Origin of the sequence: Achromobacter sp. GD03932, from assembly GCF_029839485.1 — a bacterium.
Classification (GTDB): domain Bacteria; phylum Pseudomonadota; class Gammaproteobacteria; order Burkholderiales; family Burkholderiaceae_B; genus Achromobacter; species Achromobacter bronchisepticus_A.
In genome coordinates, this window is the sequence record NZ_JAOCAT010000001.1 from 1 (window position 1) to 15,361 (window position 15,361).

At 65.5% G+C, this 15,361-nt stretch carries 13 protein-coding genes and 1 pseudogene; 4 read left to right on the forward strand and 10 right to left on the reverse strand.

Features of this window, described 5'->3' with window-relative positions:
- The 3 genes from N5C88_RS00005 to N5C88_RS00015 form a co-directional block, all read left to right on the forward strand.
- The coding region (locus N5C88_RS00005; RefSeq protein WP_280014425.1) for an ATP-binding cassette domain-containing protein at positions 1 to 972 on the forward strand (972 nt) is incomplete at its 5' end.
- Positions 973 to 1,003: 31 nt separating this feature from the next.
- Positions 1,004 to 2,686: an ABC transporter permease subunit gene (locus N5C88_RS00010; RefSeq protein WP_059376239.1), complete on the forward strand. Its 1,683-nt coding sequence runs from the start codon at positions 1,004 to 1,006 to the stop codon at positions 2,684 to 2,686.
- 17 nt (positions 2,687 to 2,703) lie between these two features.
- Positions 2,704 to 3,465 carry a DeoR/GlpR family DNA-binding transcription regulator gene (locus N5C88_RS00015; protein ID WP_059376242.1) on the forward strand — a complete coding sequence of 254 codons (762 nt, stop codon included), beginning with the start codon at positions 2,704 to 2,706 and terminating at the stop codon, positions 3,463 to 3,465.
- 20 nt (positions 3,466 to 3,485) lie between these two features.
- On the opposite strand, the gene N5C88_RS00020 is transcribed toward N5C88_RS00015, so the two are convergent.
- The 4 genes and pseudogenes from N5C88_RS00020 to N5C88_RS00035 all read right to left on the reverse strand — a co-directional run bounded on the left by N5C88_RS00020 (position 3,486) and on the right by N5C88_RS00035 (position 8,022).
- Complete coding sequence (locus N5C88_RS00020; RefSeq protein WP_118932719.1) at positions 3,486 to 4,487, reverse strand: tripartite tricarboxylate transporter substrate binding protein; 1,002 nt, start codon at positions 4,485 to 4,487, stop codon at positions 3,486 to 3,488.
- Positions 4,488 to 4,651: 164 nt separating this feature from the next.
- Positions 4,652 to 6,250, reverse strand: coding sequence for a rhodanese-like domain-containing protein (locus N5C88_RS00025; RefSeq protein WP_280014528.1), 1,599 nt, complete (start codon positions 6,248 to 6,250; stop codon positions 4,652 to 4,654).
- A 39-nt stretch (positions 6,251 to 6,289) separates the two neighbouring features.
- Positions 6,290 to 7,432, reverse strand: a pseudogene (gene metC / locus N5C88_RS00030) (cystathionine beta-lyase); the annotation flags it as partial.
- 2 nt (positions 7,433 to 7,434) lie between these two features.
- Positions 7,435 to 8,022 (reverse strand): cysteine dioxygenase family protein, encoded by a 588-nt coding sequence (locus tag N5C88_RS00035; RefSeq protein ID WP_118932720.1) that lies wholly within the window; start codon positions 8,020 to 8,022, stop codon positions 7,435 to 7,437.
- Positions 8,023 to 8,138: 116 nt separating this feature from the next.
- Here N5C88_RS00035 and N5C88_RS00040 point away from each other — a divergent pair, with 116 nt between their 5' ends.
- The gene (locus tag N5C88_RS00040; RefSeq protein ID WP_059376252.1) at positions 8,139 to 9,071 is read left to right on the forward strand and encodes a LysR substrate-binding domain-containing protein; all 933 of its coding nucleotides are present in this window, start codon (positions 8,139 to 8,141) and stop codon (positions 9,069 to 9,071) included.
- Here N5C88_RS00040 and N5C88_RS00045 read toward each other — a convergent pair.
- Genes N5C88_RS00045 through mnmG form a run of 6 tightly spaced genes read right to left on the reverse strand, consistent with a single transcriptional unit; the run spans position 9,025 to position 15,228 of the window.
- The gene (locus N5C88_RS00045) at positions 9,025 to 10,029 is read right to left on the reverse strand and encodes an asparaginase (RefSeq protein WP_280014426.1); all 1,005 of its coding nucleotides are present in this window, start codon (positions 10,027 to 10,029) and stop codon (positions 9,025 to 9,027) included. The two genes, N5C88_RS00040 and N5C88_RS00045, sit on opposite strands and share 47 nt — an antisense overlap.
- Positions 10,022 to 10,948, reverse strand: coding sequence for a ParB/RepB/Spo0J family partition protein (locus N5C88_RS00050; RefSeq protein WP_059376259.1), 927 nt, complete (start codon positions 10,946 to 10,948; stop codon positions 10,022 to 10,024). Before N5C88_RS00050 ends, N5C88_RS00045 begins: the two co-directional genes overlap by 8 nt.
- Before the next feature lie 43 nt (positions 10,949 to 10,991).
- Complete coding sequence (locus tag N5C88_RS00055; RefSeq protein ID WP_280014427.1) at positions 10,992 to 11,816, reverse strand: GNAT family N-acetyltransferase; 825 nt, start codon at positions 11,814 to 11,816, stop codon at positions 10,992 to 10,994.
- Positions 11,817 to 11,825: 9 nt separating this feature from the next.
- Positions 11,826 to 12,626, reverse strand: coding sequence for an AAA family ATPase (locus N5C88_RS00060; RefSeq protein WP_059376264.1), 801 nt, complete (start codon positions 12,624 to 12,626; stop codon positions 11,826 to 11,828).
- Positions 12,623 to 13,312, reverse strand: a complete 690-nt coding sequence (rsmG, locus tag N5C88_RS00065) for a 16S rRNA (guanine(527)-N(7))-methyltransferase RsmG (RefSeq protein WP_059376266.1) — start codon at positions 13,310 to 13,312, stop codon at positions 12,623 to 12,625. The genes N5C88_RS00060 and rsmG overlap by 4 nt, the downstream gene beginning before the upstream one ends.
- Complete coding sequence (mnmG, locus tag N5C88_RS00070; RefSeq protein WP_059376269.1) at positions 13,309 to 15,228, reverse strand: tRNA uridine-5-carboxymethylaminomethyl(34) synthesis enzyme MnmG; 1,920 nt, start codon at positions 15,226 to 15,228, stop codon at positions 13,309 to 13,311. The genes rsmG and mnmG overlap by 4 nt, the downstream gene beginning before the upstream one ends.
- Positions 15,229 to 15,361 lie beyond the last annotated feature (133 nt).

The window sequence follows — 15,361 nt, forward strand, 5'->3', positions numbered from 1 at the left end:
GATGCGTCGGTAGCGCTGCAAGACATCGACCTGTCCGTGGGCGAACATGAATTCGTCTGCCTGCTGGGCCCCAGCGGCTGCGGCAAGACCACCCTGCTGCGCATCGTGGCGGGCTTGCTGCCCTTTGACCGCGGCACCATCACGCTGGGCGGGCGCGACTTGAGCGCGCTGCCGGCGCGCAAGCGCGGCTTCGGCATCGTGTTCCAGTCGTATTCCCTGTTCCCCAACATGACCGTGGCGCAAAACGTGGGTTACGGCCTGCGCATCCGCGGCGAATCGCGCGAACGCATCGGCGCGCGCGTAAAGGAACTGCTGACGCTGATCAAACTGCCCGAACATGCGGAGCGCTATCCGCACCAGTTGTCCGGCGGCCAGCAGCAGCGCGTGGCGCTGGCGCGCGCGCTGGCGGTGGATCCGGCGCTGATCCTGCTGGACGAACCGCTGTCCGCGCTGGACGCGCGCGTACGCACCGACATGCGCGCCGAGATCCACGACGTGCAGCGGCGCCTGAAAATTCCCACGGTCATGGTCACGCACGATCAGGAGGAAGCGCTGACGCTGGCCGACAAGATCGTGTGCATGAACGACGGCCGCATCGAGCAGGTGGGCTCGCCTTCCGATCTGTACCTGCGCCCGCGCACCCGCTTTGTGGCGAACTTCGTGGGCCTGAGCAATCTGCTGCCCACCGACTGGGTGCGCGAGGCCATGCCCCAACTGCTGGCGACGCGGCCCGAGGGCGCCAGCGAGCGCTACGAGGCCTGCCTGCGGCCCGAGAACCTGCGCATCGCGGCGGACGAACACGGCCCGGGCCGCGTGCAGGACATGACGTTCATGGGCAACCTCACCCGCCTGCGCATCGCCTGGCAGGGACGCGAACTGCTGGTGGAACAACATGGCGCCGCGGGCCTGTCGCGCGGCGCCCCCGTGCGGCTGGACATGGAGCCGGGCCAGTGCGCCTGGGTCAGCGTATGACGGATCGCACCACGCAAGCCGGGGCCGCCGCTTGAGCGCCGCCCACGCCAGCCCGGCCATCGCGGCGCCAACCGGCCGCGCCCCCTGGTCCGCCGACCGTGTGCTGCTATGGAGTTGCGTCGGCATCCCTCTGGCGGGCCTGGCGCTGTTCTTCCTCTATCCGCTGGCGACTGTAGCGTGGCGCAGCCTGGTCGAGAAGGACGGCTCGGTCGGCCTGGGCAACTATGCCGAGGTCTTCGCCACGCGCGGCGTGCTCACCGCCACGCTCAACAGCCTGGTCATGAGCACCGCCACCACGGTGGTCAGCGTCGCACTGGGCTTTGCCATCGCCTACGGCCTGGATCGCAGCTGCATGCGCGGCAAGGCCGCCGTGCGGCTGGCGCTGGTGCTGCCGCTGCTGGCGCCTTCGCTGGTGCAGGGCCTGGGGCTCATCTTCCTGCTGGGCCGAAACGGGCTGGTACACCGCTGGACAGGCTGGGAAATAGATATCTACGGCTTCTGGGGCCTGTTGATCTCCAACGTGTTCTACGCCCTGCCCCAGGCCGTGCTGATCCTGCAGGCGGCCTTGCGCAACATGGATGCGCGCTACTACGACGCGGCCGAAGTGATGGGCGCGTCCGGCTCGCGCCAGTTTCTCGACATCACCCTGCCCAACTGCAAGTTCGGCTTGCTGAGCGCGGCCTTCGTAGTGTTCGTCATCACCATTACCGACTTCGGCAACGCCGCCGTGATCGGCGGCAACTACCGGGTGCTGGCCACCGAGATCTACAGCCAGGTATCCGGGCAGATGAACTTCGGCATGGGCTCGGTGGTCGGCATCCTGCTGCTGCTGCCATCGCTGATTTCGGTGCAGATCGAACGCGTCGCCTCGCAGCGCCAGTTCGGCTCGGCCTCGCCCAGCGGATTGCGGGTCACGCCGCAACCGGCTCGCGGGCGCGATGCGGCGTTCACCGCCGGCGTGTTGCTGGCCAGCGGCACCATCATCCTGACCGTGGCCACGGTGATCTTCGCCAGCTTCATGCGGCTGTGGCCCTATCGCATGGAATGGACGCTGAAGCATTACGACATCACAGTCAGCGGCGGCTACACACCACTCTGGACGTCGCTGTACCTCTCGCTGGCGGCGGCAGGCGGCGGCGTGCTGCTGCTGTTCTTCCTGAGCTTCGGGGTGTGCCGCATTCCTCGCGCGTGGGCCAAGCTAGTGTACCTGGTCTCGGTGCTGCCGGTGGGCGTTCCCGGCCTGGTGCTGGGCTTGTCGTACATCTTCGCCTTCAACGCCCCCGGCACGCCGCTGTATGCGCTGTACGGCAGCGCCGCGCTGATTGCCTTGTGCAACTTCTACCACTACCACACGCAGGGTTTCCTGACGATGATGACCGGCATGCGCGCCGTGCCGCAAGCGCTGGAGGAGGCTGTCAGCTGCCTGGGCGGCGGCACGCTGCGGGTGCTGCGCGACGCCGTGCTGCCGCTGATCGGCCCGACCGTGCTGGGCGTGTTCTTCTTCCTGTTCATGCGGTCCATGGTGACGCTGTCGGCGGTGATCTTCCTGGTCACGCCATCCGTGAGCGTGGCGCCCGTTTCCGTCCTGCGCCTGGACGAAGCGGGGTTCGTCTCGCAGGCTGCCGCCTATTCAACCCTTATCATGCTGGTCGTGGGAGGCTCCCTGCTGGCATTGCGCGCGCTGATCGCCGCAGCCGCGCGGCGCCGGACATAGATTAGGAAACATCGGACATGTGGCAAGAAGAGCGGTATCAGAGAATCCGCGCCCTGCTGTCTTCATTGCAGCAGGTATCGACCGACCGTATCGTCGGCGAACTAGGGGTTTCAAGGGAGACAGTCAGGCGTGACCTGCTGGAACTGGAGGCCATGGGCGAATTGCGCCGTGTGCACGGCGGCGCCGTGCCGGTGCACAGCGAACCGCCCATCGCGGAACGCGTGCATACCCGCGTCAAGTACAAGCGCGCCATCGCGCGCGCGGCCGCGGGGCTGGTATCCAGCGGACAGACCCTGTTCCTGGACGCTGGCAGCACCACCAGCGTGCTGGCCGATGAACTGGCCAAGCTGTCGGGCCTGACCGTCATCACCAACTCGTTTGACGTCGCCTTGAAGGTGGGCGCGGCCGGCAACGGCGCAAACCAGCTGATCATGCTGGGCGGCTCCGTGGGCGGCCCGGTGTGCGCCACGGCCGGCGACATCACGATCGCCGAGATCCACCGCTATCGCGCGGATCTGGCGCTGCTGTCGCCGGTCGGCGTGGACGCCGAATTCGGCGCCACCAACTATGACCTGCGCGAGGCCGAAGTGGCGCGCGCGATGGCGGCCAGCGCCAAGCAGCTGGTACTGCTGGCCGACTTCAGCAAGATCGGCCTGTGCAGCCGCGTGTCGTACTGCAGCGCGGACCGCATCGACCATCTGGTCACCAACACCAGCGCGCAGAAGTCACCCGCCTACGCCGCCCTGAAATCCGCGGTCGGCAAGATCGTGGCGGTGTAGCGCAATCATCGACTTGCGCATCAGTCCAGCGACACGCCCGCAGTCTTCACCATGTCGGCCCAATACACGGTGTCTTCCTGCAATCGCGTCTTGAACGCGGCGGGCTGGCTGCCCACCGCCCAGCTGCCGCCGCTGTTGATCTTGGCGATCACGGCAGGCGATTTCATCGCCTGCCCCACCGCTTGCGCCAGGTAGGCAATGCGCTCGGGCGGCGTGCCGGCGGGCGCGAACAGTCCATACCAATCATCGGCGGTAATGCCTTCCATGCCCGCCTGCTTGAGCGTGGGCGCCCCCTTGAAGATGCCGATGCTGTTCTCGTGGCTGAGCGCCAGGATGCGCAGCTTGCCGGCGGCGACCATGGGTTCGGCCGACGCCGGTGAAGTTATCAACATGTCCACGGTGCCGCCCATGAGGTCGGTGATGGCGGGCGCGGCGCCGCGATAAGGCACGTGCACCAGCTTCACGTCGGCCTTCTGCGATAGCAGCGCCCCCATCAGATGGCTCATGGTGCCATTGCCGGGCGTCGCGTAGGTTATCGCGCCGGGCTGCTTGCGCGCGGCTTCCAGATAATCGTTCAGCGTGCGGTACGGGCTCTCGCTGCGCGCCACCAGCACCAGCGGCGCCGAAGTGATCTGCGAGATGGGCGTGAAGTCCTTGACCGGATCAAAGCCCACGTTCTTGTACAGGCGCGGATTGACGGCCATGACGCTGGTCTGCGACATCACCAGGGTGTAGCCATCGGGCTTGGCGCGCGCCACCTGCGCCGTGCCGACATTGCCGCCCGCGCCCGAACGGTTTTCCACCACCACGCTCTGGCCCGTGATGGCGCCCAGTTCCTGCGCGATCAGGCGCGCGACACCATCGTTGCCGCCTCCCGGAGGAAACGGCGACACGACCGTGATGGCCTGCTTGGGATAGTCGGGTAACGGCGCGGGCGCCTCGGCGTGGGCAACGGTCCCCCACAGCAGACCGGCCAGCGCCGCGGCTGCGGCCTTGCGTACGTGCGATGCATGATGCTTCATCTGAGTTCCCCTTGTGATTGGCGGCCGCATACTCGGCCGTCCTTTGCATTCCGGTTCGGCATGAACCGTCCGCACCCCGGCCGCAAGGGCCGGGGCGTACTTTTCGGATTGAGGCGTCTGCTGTGCCGCGGGCGCCGGGTCGGGCGGGCGCGGCGGGTCCGGGATCAGCGGGCCGGAAAGCGGTAGCCCGCCAATTCACGTTCGTCGATCTGCTTGACCAGATTGGTCTCCCAGGCCAGGTACTGGCGCGCGGCGGCCTTGTTGCCGTCGTGGCGGTCATGCACGAAAAACAGATAGTCGATGCAGTCGGCGTTCGCAGGCTCGGCCGGCGTGGCCGCCAATGCGATGCCCTGCGCGGCCCAGCCAGAGGGGTCGCCGGTGTTGCCCTGGATGTCTTGCACGCCCAGCGCCCGCAAGTCCTGTGCTGCCCAGGCGGCCAGGGCCGCGTCCTCGGCCAGCAACACCACGGGACGCGCGGCATCCAGGTGCAGACTGGCCAGGCGCGGGCGGATGGACCAGCGTGCGCCTGCGATATGGCCGGCGCGATAGCGCATGCTGGGACGAAGATCGACCAGCTGCGCGCCCTGCGCAAGCGCGGCTGCAAGTTGCGCATCGCCCAGCAGGGGCAATTGCGGCGCCAGCGCCTTTTCCACAGGGTTCTCCAACTGCGCCTGCAAGCCTTCGCGCAACACGCTGGCGTCCCAGCCCATCTGCCGCAGCCAGCTGGCGACCACTGGCGCGCGCACGCCTTCGGCGTCGAACACGACGATACGCGCGCCGCGCACGGCCAGGTACTGGTCGGTGGCCTGGATCAACTGGCCGCCCGGCGTGTGCTGCGCACCGGGCAGCGAGCCTTGCGCGTACTCTTCGGCGCTGCGCACATCGCACAGGAAGGTGCTGCGGGTCTGGTCGCGCAACCAGGCTTGCACCTCTTCCGCTCCGACCACCGGCACGCCATGACTTTCTGCCAATCGCAAGGAACGCTGTGCCAGCGCGGGCAGGTCCTGCGGTGCAACGCCATCGTCGTAGCGGCGCCGTGCGCCGTGTTCGAGCTGCAGATCCTCGAGGTACCAGCCTTGCGTGCCGTTCTCCAACGCGTAGACAGGGTTGGGCACGCCCAGATTGATCAGCGTCTGCGCCCCGATGATGCTGCGCGTGCGGCCGGCGCAGTTCACCACAATGGTGGTCTGCGGATTGCTCGCCAGCGTATGGGCGCGCAGCGCCAGTTCGCCATTGGGGCAGCAGATGCCGCCCGGGATGCTCATCTTCTGGTATTCCGCGTAAGGCCTGCCGTCCAGCACGATCAGGTCGTCGCCGCGGCGCTGGCGTTCGGCCAGGTCGCGCGCGCCGATGCGGGGGGTGTGAAAAACTTCTTCGGCCAGTTCACCGAAGGTTTTGCTGGGCACGTTCACGCCTGCGAAGATGGCATAGCCGTCGCGCTGCCATTGCGCAATGCCACCGCTCAGACGATGCACGTTGCGGTATCCGAGCGCGGCCAGGGCCTGTGCGGCACGCGTCGCCGTGTCATCAGCGCCGCCGTCGTCGTAGAGCGCGATGCGCACATCGCGCCGCGGCGCCAGGCGCACGATATCGGCTTCCAGCCGGCTGTAGGGCACGGGCGCGGCGTAGAACAGATGTCCCTCGCCATATTGGCCGTGCTCACGCACGTCCAGCAGCGCGATTTCCGCGTCATCATGGAGCCATTGCTTGAGCATGTGCGGATCAATGTCGATGACGGGCTGGTCTTGGGTGGGGTGCATCATGGTATTCAGGGAAGACGGAGAAAGTTGGGATAGCGCTTGATCGAGGTCGGCGATGAGGTCGTCGGGATCCTCCAGGCCCACATGCAGGCGCAGCATGGCGCCGCGCGGCTCGGGATCCGGCAGGGACCGCGCCGCGCCCAGATTGACGGGTATCACCAGGCTTTCGAAGCCGCCCCACGATGCGCCGATGCCGAACAGCCGCAGGCTGTTGATAAGTCGCTCGACAGCGTCGATGCCGGCCGCGGCGGCGAACTCCACCGTCAAAAGGCCATTCGCGCCGCTGCAATCGCGCAGCCACAACGCATGGGAAGGATCGCCGGGCAGGGCCGGACATAGAACGCGCGCCACCTCGGGGCGGCCCAACAGGAAGTCCGCCACGCGCATGGCGCTGCGGGCGTGCTGCGCCATGCGCAAGGGCAGCGTGCGCATGCCGCGCAGCACCAGATACGCGTCATCGGCACCAACGGTCTGCCCCAGGTCCACGGTGGCGCGCTCCAGCGCATTCCAGGCGCGCGCGTTGGTGATCGCAGCGCCCATCATCACGTCGGCGTGCCCGCCCAGATACTTGGTGGCCGCCAGGATAGAGATGTCGGCGCCCAGCGTAAGGGGTTTGTGCAGCAATCCGGAGGCCCAGGTGTTATCCACAGCCAGCCAGCAATCATGGGCACGAGCCAACGCGGCCAGCGCCGGCAGATCCGGCATCTCATAAGTCAACGAGCCCGGCGATTCCGCATAGATCATGCGGGTTTCAGGACGGATGAGCGCTTCGATGCCAGCGCCGTCAGGCCGGTAGTACGTGTACGCGATGCCCAGCCGCGCCAGATGTTCCGCGCAGAAGCGGCGCACGGGCTCGTACACCGCATCCGTGATCAGCACGTGGTCCCCGGCGCGCAGGTAGGCCAGCAGCACGGTGGCGATGGCGGCCTGTCCGGTGGGATATAGCTTGGCGCGATAGCCCTCTTCCAGCTCCACCAACGCGTCTTCAAGCGCATGCGTGCTATCGGTGCCGCGCGCGCCGTAGGACGGCAGGCGCTCCTGGTCGCGGCGGCTGCGCGTGTCGCGCCAGGCCTGCACGCTGTCGAAGACGTAAGTGCTGGCGCGCGTGACGGGCGTATTGACCCAGCCGCGATGAGGGCGGCCGGCGCGCAACAGGCGCGTGGCGGACCGATAGGGCTTGTCCATGATCAGCGGCGCGTCTGCACGCCGATCGGCATGACTTTGCAGGTACCGGCAGCCAGATCGAACGCCAGGCGCTCGGTCAGCGTTTCCAGTGCGCGGCCATACATGTGCAGATGGCGGATGACGCTGTCGCCCTGGATTTCCACGGCGTGGATATCGTCCGGCATCAGCGCAATGCCCGTGCCGGGACCGACCACCACGGTGCCGGTCTTTTCTAGCCGGCCCACGCCGGGCACGGAGCCGTCGTCGCTGCGATCGTAGACGTAGTTGTATTCCACGCCTTCCACGGCCGCGATACAGGCCCAGGTCGTGTGGTTGTGCGGAACGATCTGCTTGCCGGGACGCATGACGTTCAGATAAAGCGCGTAGCTCTTGTCGGCGTCTTCGGCGATCAGGTAGCGGGCCTGGCGTTCGCCGTCTTCCGGAGCGGGATAGCGATCGGCGGCCCACCAGTCGGAGTGGCCGGCCAGGCCGATCAATTCATCCAGCACGGTTTGCAGGCTGTCGCGGTTCAGCCCCTTATTTCCTACAGTTTTTTTAATATTTTCGATGGCACTGGTGATGCCGACCTGATGAGGGTGTGCGTTGCTCACTTTGTGTTTTCCCTATTTTCATGAGTTATGGCATTGAATGTATCCCCCCTCCTCACGCGGAACAATTTAAATTGCCTTAAGATTCCATTAGCATCTCTAATACTTCGTAGAGCACCATGCGCAATCTGGATCTGGACCTGCTCCGCACGCTGACCGCCATCGCCCGGCACGACACTTTCTCGGAAGCCGCCAACCGGCTGCACAAGACGCAGTCTGCCGTGACGCAGCAGATGCAGCGGCTGGAATCTCTCATCGGCCAGCCCTTGTTCGAGAAACAAGGCCGCAACAAGGTGCTCTCTTCGCATGGACGCCGCCTGGTGGAATACGCCCGCCATATGCTGGCCATCAACGATGAGGCGCTGCGCGCCCTGCAAGACGGACCGCTGGAAGGCGACCTGAAGCTGGGCGCGCCGCTGGACGTGGCGGATTCGATCCTGCCCACGCTGTTGACGCACATCGCGCGTTCGGCGCCGCGCGTGAAACTGGAAATCCGCACGGACCGCAGCCCCTTCCTGATGGATGCCCTGCGCGCGGGCGAACTCGACCTGACGATATCCACGCGCTTCGACCAGGACTTCGAGGGCGTGGCGCTGCGCACTTCGCCCACGGTGTGGCTGGCCTCGGCCGACTACGTGCATGACATGCATGCGCCGGTGCCGCTGGTACTGGCCGATGAACCCAGCATCTTCCGCCGGCTGGCGCTCACGGCTCTGGAACAGGCGCGCGTGCGCTGGCACACCAACTACGTGGCGCCGACGCTGGTGGGGATCAAGGCGGCGCTGCGCGCCGGTTTAGGCGTCACCGCGCGCAGCGTGGAACTGCTGGGGCCCGAAATGCGCGTATTGGGCGAAAAGGAAGGATTGCCGCCCTTGCCCGACGTGACGTACTTCCTGTGGATAAGGCCTGACCTGATCAATCCGCTGACGCGGCAGGTCTACGAGATGCTCAAGACCAGCCTGCGGCTGGCGCAGCAGGACGATGCGGCGGCCCAGCCGCCGCGCCTCAATAGCGGTCGAACAGATCCTGCAGGGCTGCCGGATCGCGCGTGACGGAAAGACCCAGCATCAGCAGGATGCGGGCTTTCTGTGGATTCAGGTCGCGCGCGGCAACAAACCCCAGGCGCGCGTCATCGAGTTCGACGTCGCGCGCCACGAAGCCGCTGCCCGTGCGGCTGGAGCGCACGACCGCCACGCCGTTGGCCGCGGCGCGGCTCAGGCCTTCAATGGCCATATCGGTGGCGTTACCATCGCCAACGCCGGCCAGCACGATGCCGTCGGCGGCATCGGCCAGGAAATCGATCAGATCGCCCTGCAGGTCGGCATGGGCATAGACAACATCCACGCGGGGCCAACCGGCCTTTTCCAGCAATGCGAGTGAAAACTCGCTTTCTACGGTGTGCGTCGTGGTGTTGCGCGAATAGAAGAATGGAACCCCGCCGTGCATGACGCCGGCGCGGCCGCGATTAGGCGAAGCGAACGCGCAGAGGCCGGCGCTGGCGATCTTCTGGATCTCGCGGGCGTAGTGCACGTCTTCGTTCATGACGACGAGCGGCCCGCGGGCGCGCGCCTCGGGATGGCGCGCCAGCGCCACCGCGTTGTACAGATTGGCCGGGCCTTCGGCGCCCAGGGCGGTGGCCGGACGCATGGCGCCCACCAGCACCACGGGCTTGTCGTGGCGTATCACCAGGCTCAGGAAGTACGCCGTTTCTTCCAGCGTGTCGGTACCGTGCGTGATGACGATGCCCGCCACCGAGGCATCGCGGCTCAGCGCATCCACGCGTTCGGCCAGCGCGCGCCAGACGGCGTGCGTCATGTTCTGGCTGCCGACGTTGGCAACCTGCTCGGCACGGATCTCGGCGATGCCCGCCAGTTGCGGCACGGCAGCCAACAGATCGTTGACGGAGAACGAGCCGGCCTTGTAGCCGGCGGCGGTCGCGTCAGCCTGGGCGCCAGCGATCGTGCCGCCCGTCGCCAGTACTGCGATGACAGGCAGCGCGCGCTCAGGCATCCACCACTCCGGACAGGCCTTGGCGCTCAAGCAGGGAATTCAGGTGTTCCCAGCCATGGAAGTCGATGACGATCTGGCCCTTTTCCTTGGCGCCCACTTTCAGCGCGACGCGCGTACCCAGATGGTCGGATAGCGCCTCTTCCAGGCGGGTCAGGTCGCGCGATGCGCCGTTGGCCTTCTTCTTGGGCGCAGCCGACGACTCCGCTTCCTTGGCGGTCTTGGCGACCAGCTTTTCGGCTTCACGCACCGACAGGCGGCGCGCGATGATCTGGTTGGCCAGCTGGATCTGCGTAGCCGCGTCCACGGCGAGCAGCGCGCGCGCATGGCCCATGTCCACGTCGCCCGCCAGCAGCATGGTCTGCACGGCCGCCGCCAGGTTCAGGAGGCGCAGCAGGTTGCTGGTGGCCGAACGCGAACGGCCGATCGCTTGCGCGGCCTGTTCATGCGTCAGGCCGAATTCGTCGAGCAGCCGGCGCACGCCCTGCGCTTCTTCCAGCGGATTCAGGTCTTCGCGCTGGATGTTTTCGATCAGCGCCATGACGGCCGCGTTCTCGTCGGCCACTTCACGCACCAGCACCGGCACTTCCTTCAGGCCGGCAATCTGCGCAGCGCGGAAGCGCCGTTCGCCGGCAATGATTTCATAGTGGCCGGGCGCAGCTTCGCCCAGTGCGCGCACAAGAATGGGTTGCATGATGCCTTGTGTGCGGATCGATTCGGCCAGTTCGCCCAACGCGCCCTCGTCCATGCGCGTGCGCGGCTGATACTTGCCGGCGCGCATCTTCGAGACGGGCAAGGTGGACGGCGGACCCTCGGGCTTGGCGGCGGCAGCAGCCTTGCCGATGTTCTCGATGGCAGGCGCGTCGGCGCCGAGCAAGGCGTCCAGTCCGCGGCCCAATCCCTTGGGTTTCTTGGTGGCCATAATTAAATCCTCTTTCCTTCTGTTTTTGTATCCCGAGCCTGGCTCAGGCGTCCGTCTGCTCGGCGGGCAGGCGGTACCAATACGCGTAACAGTCTTTGAAACCGTAGCGGCCATACAAGGCGCGCGCGGCTGTATTCTCCGGCTCAACCTGCAAATAGGCTGTCGTGGCGCCGCCGGCGGCGCCTGTTGCCAACAAGTGTTCAATCAGGGCTGCGGCGTAGCCTTTGCGCCGCTGCCCCGGGTCGGTGACGATATCGAACAGGCCCAGCAAGTCGCCGTCGCGGACGGCCAGGCCCGCGGCAACGCACTGCCCCGCCGCGTCGGTTGCCAGCACCGGCGAGATATCCACAGCCAGTCCTTGCAAGCGCGTCCGATGTTCGGCGATGTGCGCGGATTCCGAGTTGCGCATTGCCCCAACCGCCGCCGCGAAGCGTCCGGTATCGACAATATTGAAAAGCAGATCGCCCCGGACGCTGGGCCTGGGAGCGAGCGGCATGCACATGACTCGGGTCTCGTCGGTAAAGGTATAACCGCGGGACTCCAGTTCGGCGTCGAGGGAAAAATCGGGACCGATGGAGGTAATGCGCAGCACCATGGGCAAGCCATGCCGCGCATACAACGATGAACAATACGCCAGCCGCTCGTCCAACGGACGTGTGGATAACCCCAGCACATTGATACTGCGTGCGCGCTTGGCCGACGAAGGCGCGAACCGCACCAGCCAGCCATCGAAAAGCACCTGCGCACCGACCGCCGTCGCGTTCAGCGCGGCCTCTTCCAGACGCGTGCGCAGGCTGTCGCGCGCGTCGATGCGCGGCGTACTGGAGACTGGCATTTCGGTCTGGGAAAAGAGCGGAACGGCGGACATGGTTGCGGTCTACTTCAGATCCTTCTTCACGCGCTCGATCATTTCAGCGCCAAACGAGATATAGGCTTGCGCACCACGCGAGCCGCGGTCGTACACCACGCCGGGCATGCCGTAGCTGGGGGCTTCGGCCAGGCGCACGTTGCGCGGCACCACAGTCTTGAAAACCTTGTCGCCGAAATGCGCCTCGAGCTGCGCGGAGACCTGCTGTTGCAGGGTCATGCGCGGATCGAACATGACGCGCAGCAATCCGATGACGCGCAGGTCGTCGTTGATATTCCGGTGCACGCGCTTGATCGTGTTGACCAGGTCGGACAGGCCTTCCAGCGCGAAGTACTCGCACTGCATCGGAATGATGACGCCATGGGCGGCGGCCAGGCCGTTCAAGGTCAACAGCGACAGCGTGGGCGGGCAATCGATCAGCACGAAGTCGTACTGCGTGGCGACCGTGTCGATCGCGGCCTTCAACTGGCGCTCGCGTTGTTCCATCTGCACCAGGTCGATCTCGGCGCCAGATAGTTCGCGGTTGGCGGGCAACACGTCGTAGCCGCCCGACTCGGACTTCACGCGGGCCTGCTCGATGTTGGATTCGCCGATGAGCACCTGGTACAGGTTCGACTCGAGCGAGTTCTTGTCGATGCCGCTGCCCATCGTGGCATTGCCTTGCGGGTCCAGGTCCACCAGCAGCACACGTTGGTTGTGCGTGGCAAGGCCCGCCGCCAGATTGATGGCGGTCGTCGTCTTGCCCACACCGCCCTTCTGGTTGGCAATGCAGAAAATGCGGGCGGAGGTGCTGGGGGGTATGTTCTTCATAGGGTTCCTTGACTACGGCGCATCCAGATCAGGCAGCGTTCGGCCTGCAACTCAGGCACGCGCAACGGCTGGATGTGGTCGACTTGCCATTCTCCGCGCGCATGCAGCGCCTGTATTTCGTCCTCGGGGACCTTGCCCTTCATGGCGACGAGGGTACCATCGTTGCGTACATGGCGACCTGCGAGTTGCGCAAAATCGTCCAAGGAAGCAAAGGCGCGTGACGTCACCACATTGCACTCGGCGGGCGGCAAGGTTTCGATACGCGCGTGGCTGGCCTGCAGATTGGGCAAGGCCAGCACGCCGCTCATCTGGCGCACGAATGCCGTCTTCTTTTCGACTGCGTCCACGCAGGTCACAGACCAATGGGGCCGCATGATCGCCAGAACGACGCCTGGCAAGCCGCCGCCCGATCCGACGTCGTAGACCTTGGCCGGCGTGTCCGAAGCGCCCAGCGCCTCGCTGAACGGTCCCACGGCGGCCAGGCTGTCGAACAGGTGCTGGATCAGCATCTGCTGCGGATCGCGGATGGCGGTGAGGTTATAGGTCCGGTTCCAGCGCTGCATCTGCGACAGATAGTTCAGCAGCTTGGCCATCGTGGCGGCGTCGGCGTCCAGCCCCAGTTGCTCGCATGCGCGAGACAGGCGGCCGGCCATGTCCGCGCCGGCCGTATCGGCGTACGCGCTCATGCCGCTTGCTTGCGCGAGCCGTAATGCAGGCGCTTCAGATGGATCAGCAGCAATGAAATTGCAGCGGGAGTGACGCCGGAGATACGCGCGGCCTGGCCGATGGTTTCCGGGCGATGCGACTTGAGCTTCTGGCGCACTTCGAACGACAGGCTGGTCACGGCATCGTAGTCGACATCAACGGGGATGGCCTGTTGTTCATGCGCGATCTGTTTCTGGACTTCGACCTGCTGGCGATCGATGTAGCCGGCGTACTTGACCTGGATCTCGACTTGCTCGGCCAGCACTTCGTCTTCCACCACCCCGGGGCCGGCCAGGAGCGAGCCGTCGGTATTGCGGGCAGCCATCAACGCTTCATAGGAAACATTGGGCCGTTTCAGCAGGTCTGAAAGTGAGTACTCACGTTCAATTGCCTTGCCCAGCAGAGGTTCCGCAACTTCGGCGGGAAGTATACGCGGATTCACCCAAGAGGATTTCAAACGTTCGACTTCCGCGGACACGGCGTCGCGCTTGCGATTGAAGGCATCCCAGCGCGCGTCATCCACAATCCCGAGGCGACGGCCGATTTCGGTCAGACGCAGATCGGCGTTGTCTTCGCGCAGGCTCAACCGGTATTCGGCCCGGGACGTAAACATGCGGTACGGCTCAGTCACGCCGCGCGTGACCAGGTCGTCGACCAACACGCCCAGATAAGCCTCATCGCGGCGCGGAGTCCATTGCTCCCGCTCCAGCGCGTACAGCGCGGCGTTGACGCCAGCGAGCAGCCCTTGGGCGGCCGCTTCTTCGTAGCCGGTCGTGCCGTTGATCTGTCCTGCGAAGTACAGGCCCGTGATCGCCTTGGTTTCCAGGGTGCTCTTCAATCCACGTGGATCGAAGTAGTCGTACTCGATGGCGTAGCCGGGGCGCAGGATGTGCGCATTTTCCAGGCCAGGCAAAGAATGGATCAGGGCCAACTGCACGTCGAACGGCAGGCTGGTCGACACGCCGTTCGGATAGACCTCGTGCGTATCCAACCCTTCGGGCTCCAGAAAGACCTGGTGCGACTCCTTGTCGGCAAAGCGATGGATCTTGTCTTCGATGGACGGGCAGTAACGCGGCCCCACCCCCTCGATCACTCCGCTGTACATCGGCGAGCGGTCCAGGCCGCCGCGGATGATGTCATGGGTACGGGCGTTGGTATGCGTGATCCAGCAAGGCAGCTGGCGCGGGTGCATGGCCACGCTGCCCATGTAGGAAAACACGGGAATCGGATTCAGATCGCCAGGCTGCTCTTCCAGGATGCTGTAGTTGATCGAGCGGCCATCGATGCGCGGCGGCGTGCCGGTCTTCAAGCGCCCTTGCGGCAAGGCCAGTTCCTTCAGGCGCTGCCCCAGGGAGATAGCGGGAGGATCGCCGGCACGGCCGCCCGAATAGTTCTGCAGACCCACGTGAATCAGGCCATTCAGGAACGTACCCGCAGTCAGCACCACGGACTTGGCGCGGAACTTCAGACCGATCTGGGTAACGGCACCGACCACGCGATCGCCCTCCACCATCAGGTCTTCGACCGCCTGTTGGAACAACCAGAGGTTTGGCTGGTTTTCCAGGCGGCCACGGATAGCCTTGCGGTACAGCACCCGATCGGCCTGAGCGCGCGTAGCGCGGACTGCTGGCCCCTTCGATCCATTGAGGATGCGGAATTGAATCCCCGATTCATCCGTCGCCAAGGCCATCGCGCCACCCAGGGCGTCGACTTCTTTGACAAGGTGGCCCTTGCCGATCCCGCCAATGGAGGGATTGCAAGACATTTGGCCTAGGGTTTCGATGTTGTGCGTCAGCAGCAGCGTCTGGGCGCCGGCACGGGCGGCAGCCAGCGCAGCTTCGGTGCCGGCGTGGCCGCCACCGACGACGATGACATCGAATTCGCGGGGATAGTCCATGATGGGGGGGAAGGTAAGAGAGCGTTCGGTGCTCATTATAGAGGCAGGGATTGCATGTTTCACGTGAAACATGCTTCGGCGCAGCTTGAACCTGGTTAGGGCCGAGACGCCGTCGGCAAAAGGCAACTTCAGA

Bases quoted from the DNA above. Each gene is read 5' to 3' on its own strand.
- N5C88_RS00015 (WP_059376242.1), top strand. From the start codon at position 2,704: ATGTGGCAAGAAGAGCGGTATCAGAGAATCCGCGCCCTGCTGTCTTCA.
- N5C88_RS00020 (WP_118932719.1), bottom strand. From the start codon at position 4,487: ATGAAGCATCATGCATCGCACGTACGCAAGGCCGCAGCCGCGGCGCTG.
- N5C88_RS00025 (WP_280014528.1), bottom strand. From the start codon at position 6,250: ATGATGCACCCCACCCAAGACCAGCCCGTCATCGACATTGATCCGCAC.
- N5C88_RS00040 (WP_059376252.1), top strand. From the start codon at position 8,139: ATGCGCAATCTGGATCTGGACCTGCTCCGCACGCTGACCGCCATCGCC.
- N5C88_RS00045 (WP_280014426.1), bottom strand. From the start codon at position 10,029: ATGCCTGAGCGCGCGCTGCCTGTCATCGCAGTACTGGCGACGGGCGGC.
- N5C88_RS00050 (WP_059376259.1), bottom strand. From the start codon at position 10,948: ATGGCCACCAAGAAACCCAAGGGATTGGGCCGCGGACTGGACGCCTTG.
- N5C88_RS00055 (WP_280014427.1), bottom strand. From the start codon at position 11,816: ATGTCCGCCGTTCCGCTCTTTTCCCAGACCGAAATGCCAGTCTCCAGT.
- N5C88_RS00060 (WP_059376264.1), bottom strand. From the start codon at position 12,626: ATGAAGAACATACCCCCCAGCACCTCCGCCCGCATTTTCTGCATTGCC.
- rsmG (WP_059376266.1), bottom strand. From the start codon at position 13,312: ATGAGCGCGTACGCCGATACGGCCGGCGCGGACATGGCCGGCCGCCTG.
- mnmG (WP_059376269.1), bottom strand. From the start codon at position 15,228: ATGGACTATCCCCGCGAATTCGATGTCATCGTCGTCGGTGGCGGCCAC.